The organism is Coleofasciculus sp. C1-SOL-03, assembly GCF_040220555.1.
Classification (GTDB): domain Bacteria; phylum Cyanobacteriota; class Cyanobacteriia; order Cyanobacteriales; family Coleofasciculaceae; genus Coleofasciculus.
The window spans coordinates 1-4,565 of the sequence record NZ_JAVJUO010000045.1 but is presented as its reverse complement, the minus strand read 5'-3'; the positions used below and the strand labels follow the sequence as shown (position 1 = coordinate 4,565).

3 protein-coding genes and 3 pseudogenes are annotated in these 4,565 nt (G+C 42.0%); 2 read left to right on the top strand and 4 right to left on the bottom strand.

Translation table 11 applies throughout. The features are described 5' to 3' along the window. Positions 1–241: pseudogene (locus RIE73_RS06875) on the bottom strand (hypothetical protein); the annotation flags it as partial. Between the two features lie 47 nt (positions 242–288). Here RIE73_RS06875 and RIE73_RS06870 point away from each other — a divergent pair. After that, positions 289–606: pseudogene (locus RIE73_RS06870) on the top strand (carotene isomerase); the annotation flags it as partial. Between the two features lie 225 nt (positions 607–831). Here RIE73_RS06870 and RIE73_RS06865 read toward each other — a convergent pair. Then, on the bottom strand, positions 832–1,074 hold the full coding sequence (locus RIE73_RS06865) for a hypothetical protein (protein ID WP_446400483.1): 243 nt from the start codon (positions 1,072–1,074) through the stop codon (positions 832–834). A gap of 216 nt (positions 1,075–1,290) precedes the next feature. On the opposite strand from RIE73_RS06865, the gene RIE73_RS06860 reads away from it, so the two are divergent. Further along, on the top strand, positions 1,291–2,172 hold the full coding sequence (locus RIE73_RS06860) for a nucleoside hydrolase (protein WP_446400482.1): 882 nt from the start codon (positions 1,291–1,293) through the stop codon (positions 2,170–2,172). Positions 2,173–2,258: 86 nt separating this feature from the next. On the opposite strand, the gene RIE73_RS06855 is transcribed toward RIE73_RS06860, so the two are convergent. Continuing rightward, positions 2,259–2,570 (bottom strand): hypothetical protein, encoded by a 312-nt coding sequence (locus RIE73_RS06855; protein ID WP_446400481.1) that lies wholly within the window; start codon positions 2,568–2,570, stop codon positions 2,259–2,261. Between the two features lie 74 nt (positions 2,571–2,644). Next, positions 2,645–4,565 (bottom strand): annotated as a pseudogene (locus RIE73_RS06850) (hypothetical protein); the annotation flags it as partial.

Here is a 4,565-nt window from a genome sequence, read left to right as displayed (position 1 = left end):
GTTCTAACGCCGTACTGATGGGAGAGTATTGGCAATAGCAGACGACAATTGCATCAAAATCACTGCTGGGGGATTCTGTCTTGTACTCTTCAACTCGGGTTACTTTCCAATCTCCGATGCGGCTGTGGGTGCTAGCATCTGGGAATTGTTTTTGGGCGAACTTGTCAATCCGGTGGTATTCTCTCAGGCGATAACCTGGTTCATTTGCGCCATCAATGTGCCAACATGACCTGAATCCCATGAAGTTGACAGGACTCTTTAGCCAAATTATGCAAATTATGGATGATAGAGTTTCGCTCGTCTCGACAAGCCACACCCGCTTGTGAGAGTTTCATGCATCTGCATCTAGGGATTGACGCCCAAGGATTACGTTCAGATTTAGCCTGTCACCATATTGTGGTCAACGATTGGGACAAAGGGGTGACGGCGTCGCAAAATGTGGTGCTAATCTCAATTCCTTCCATTCTTGACCCCTCCCTCGCGCCACCGGGAAAGCATGTAATTCATGTGTATACACCGGGGAATGAACCTTACGAACTTTGGCAGGGACTTGATCGTCGTAGTGATACCTATCTACAGCAAAAGCAGGTGCGATCGCCTCTTCTGGTGATGCATCTCCCTGAATCACAGCCTTGATTCCCGGTAGATATTGATCCATCATTGCCACATTGGTGTCAACTAAGCGCTTCATTTGAGGAAATGTGAGAGTTGACCCTTCAACATCAATACTGGTTTTGTAGGCAACTTCTCCTTCAGCAAAGTCTAACTCAAAATGCTCTACTCGCTTCCCAGCCAATCAAGCCATCTTCAAGAAGTAGAGCCTCCGTTTGATTAAGGCTCAAGTGAGGCGATCGCTGTCTCTAGAGACATGTCATCATTTATTTGGTCTTCTGTATTATAGCTACGATTCAAATATTTCTCAAACAAATGAAAAAACCTTTCAAGAGCATCTCTTTCACCCTCACAATAAAGGATAATTATACTATTCCATAATTGAGTTGAATCAATTCTAAATTTATTCTTTAGCAATGCTGGTAATTCTACAAATTCCTTTTCTTTGTCTGTCTGAGCCATACCCAATTTTCGACGAGAGAGAATATAGTCCGACCAAAAAGCATGAAGATGACTAATTGAACACTTCCCTAGGTACATAGAATGTCTTTTGGGGATTCTTTGGATAATCTTGTACAGACTATTCATAGTAAAACTCCAGGCTTTGAAGTCAAATTTACTTGAACGAGATTGACTGTGATAAGTTAATGAAAGAGTTGCATTACATAAGAGTTAAGGATGATTGATGTAGTTTGGGATATGGAAACCAGCGATCCCGATGACTTCCTAACCCTACTGTTTTTAATGGGACATCCCAATGTCAATCTTAAGGCAGTAACTGTCACTCCGGGCTCACCAGATCAGATTGGACTGGTTCGGTACGCGCTTAAATGGTTTGACTTGAATATCCCTGTAGGAGCTTATAATATTGAACATGAGAAGCAGTGCGTTTCTGGATGGCATTACAAAGTCTACGGGAAGGTTTCCCCATCTCATGATGCTGAATCCGGAGGGGAAATTCTGCTGGAATGTTGCGATGAAAATACAACTTTAATTACAGGTGCTCCCCTCAAAAACCTTGGAGTCGCCATAGCCATTAGTTCAGTTCATGATGGAGATACGTTCAAGTTGGGGCGTTTGGTTGCTCAAGGTGGATTTGCTGGTGAAGGCGTGGTTCCTCCTGAAAGGCAGCTAAACAAATTCAAGGGAATGGTAACCTGTCCTAGCTACAACCTCAATGGTGATCCAAAGTCTGTTCTAGCAGCTATAAAGTATCCAGGTATTGGTATCAGGCGCTTTGTTTCTAAGAACGTATGCCATAAAGTCTATTACGATCAAGAGATGCACGAACGTTTGAAGGCAGTCAAAGACAAGAGCCTTTCTCTAACTTACATTTGGAAGGGGATGGATGCTTACCTAAAAAAGAAGCCTGCCGGAAAAAAGTTCCACGATCCCCTAGCCGCTTGCTGCGCCATTGACGAGTCTATCGGGACTTGGGCTGAAGTTGAGCTGTACTGCGAGAATAGACAGTGGGGATCAAAATTATCTCCTGGAACTAGAACATGGATTATCACTGACTACAACCACAATAAGTTTGTCGAAACGCTAACTGCCTATTAAGTAATCAGAGCAAATTTTGCGTTTGACAAATTGATCTATAATATACCTAGATTGAGTGTTACTTTTTTCTCCTTGTTCAGCAAGCCCTATTTAAGCTCCATAAATCCCTGTTGATCCATAAAAGAGGCAACATCTAAATCCAATATACTAAAGGGCTGGATGTAAGCGTATAAGAATGGATAAACCCCTTTAGTTATTTCTATATAATTCTTCAGTATAAAAACGTCTTCTGCTTTTTTATCGCTAGAAATTAAATAAGTACCCCACCCTTCTATTCTTTTACTATCATAACAATGAGTAAGGTAATCACGAATAGAAAAGGCTGCTTGGCGACAAGAATCAAGATTGCCGATTGAATTAATATGTAAATAATCAATTTCCGAAATAAAATTATTCATAGTAGTAGCATTGAGTATTACTTATTAAAGTTAAATGCAGATGTCAGTTTCTAGAACATAAGCTAATGAATAAACTATTTCATTTGTCCCAAAATATCGTTAAAAGTACCATCGACAATAGCCACAATAATATCTCGTGCAGTAGCTGTTCCCAATGGAACTATTCGCTTCATCTTGACTGCATTTTCTGAACCATTGAACAGAACTATGGGCATATTTGAAGTAGGAACATTGCGAGACATTTGGTAGTTAACATCCTCTCCAAGGATGTACCTAGTTCGTGCAATGATGAGCTGGATTTTTCCAGCTTTATCGGTCATTCTTCTGACAGATCCCTGAGCCATATCTGCTGGATCAGGTGGCTCCGCTCCAACATTGGCAGCTATGTCACTCTCTGCTTGCCTTCCTTGATCTTCACTATGTAAAGTCTGTTGCAGCAATAACAAACGAATTGTTAGATTGGGATTATCTTTTAGAAGGGTACTTTCTTGGATAGCCTTTAAGATATTTGCAGTTGAGCCACCTCCCACAACAGTTTCTGCTATAGAAACTGTTAATTCCCGATCTGAATTTTCCTTTGCTATTCGATCCACTTCTTGTATCAAAGCTTGAGTTTCTTTGGATTTTTTTCTCACCTCCCTTCCTTGATGCGGATCAAATTCCCTCACCTGAGAAATGAGGCGAGTTTCAATGTTAAGACCTTGAGCGATTTCTTCTGCCAATAATGCTCCTCCTCTTTCAACACCTAAAATAGCAGCTGATTTTTCTATATTTTGCCGCAATGTTTCGACTGCTCGTTGTTGCTCTTCTATAAACGGAACGTATAAAAATCCTTGTAGGACTTTATATATCTTATCCTTGCCTCTCATTTTTTTTATAACATCCGTCTTTACCCTTTGATCCGTTTCTATCTGATTTTGAAGAGGAAAGACATGTTCAAAAGCGCGATAAGCATCTATAAAATCAGCACCGAAACTGAGGTTGTTAGCAACCTCAAAAACATCCTCAATTTTATAAAGAGGAATTGGTTCTTCACCAAACAACTCAAACAGTTTCTGTAGTGTATCTGCAAGACTCTGTTCTGCTTGCGCAGTTTTATTGTCTGCCTTCTTAGCTTGATCCACCGCAGCTTCATTCTCTGGCTGCTGCTGAGCTGTCTGCATATCTCTATTCGTTTCCTCGCCTTCCTGCTTAGTAAGACCAAGGCGTTCACGGGCTATACCAAGAAAGGACAGAGCCTGTGGACGATTTTCCCCCAAAAGTTCTTTGTTGGCATCAAGCCGCCTTTGCCAATCGTCGAGCTTCGTCTCAACGGGAGCCACAAAGCTGGCGACCATAACTGTGACTGAGGTTCCCTTGACGTCTATCCACAGACGATGGCTCTCGCCCTTGGCGCTGAAGTTGATTGTTTTACCAACTTCAGTATCCTCAAGCTTGCCATCCTTACCTTCCTCGTTGTCCTTGCCCTCCTCATCCTTTCCAAGCCCAAGTTTCTTACCAATCTCCTTGGCAAACTTCACCGCCTGAGAAATTAGCCAATCAATCGCCTTATCAATTGGCTCTTTCACCTTCTGAATGATTTCCTGAACCTTTTTACTAATACCACCTAAGCCCAACAGACTTGCCATGAAGCTAATCACCACGGGTAGCGCCTTAGACAAAGCATTTTCAATTAACTTCGCGGCTCCACCCAGCGCCCCATTCGCAATAGCTGTCACTGACTCCATCACCGCGTTCACCAATTCGACAATCTGGCTACCGCGCTCAATGAAGAACATGATGATGTCGTAAATCATCTTACAGGCTTTGGCAAATGCTGAAGCTGGATTCAACAGGCTAATTACCCACAGCACGCCCTGTTTAATCACACTCTCAATCACAAAATTCTGGATGGTATCAATTACCATCACTTTCAGGTCACCAATCTTATCCTGAATGAACTGCCACAGACCCGCTAATCCTTCATTCTTCAAGATAACGAAGATTTCAAAGGTC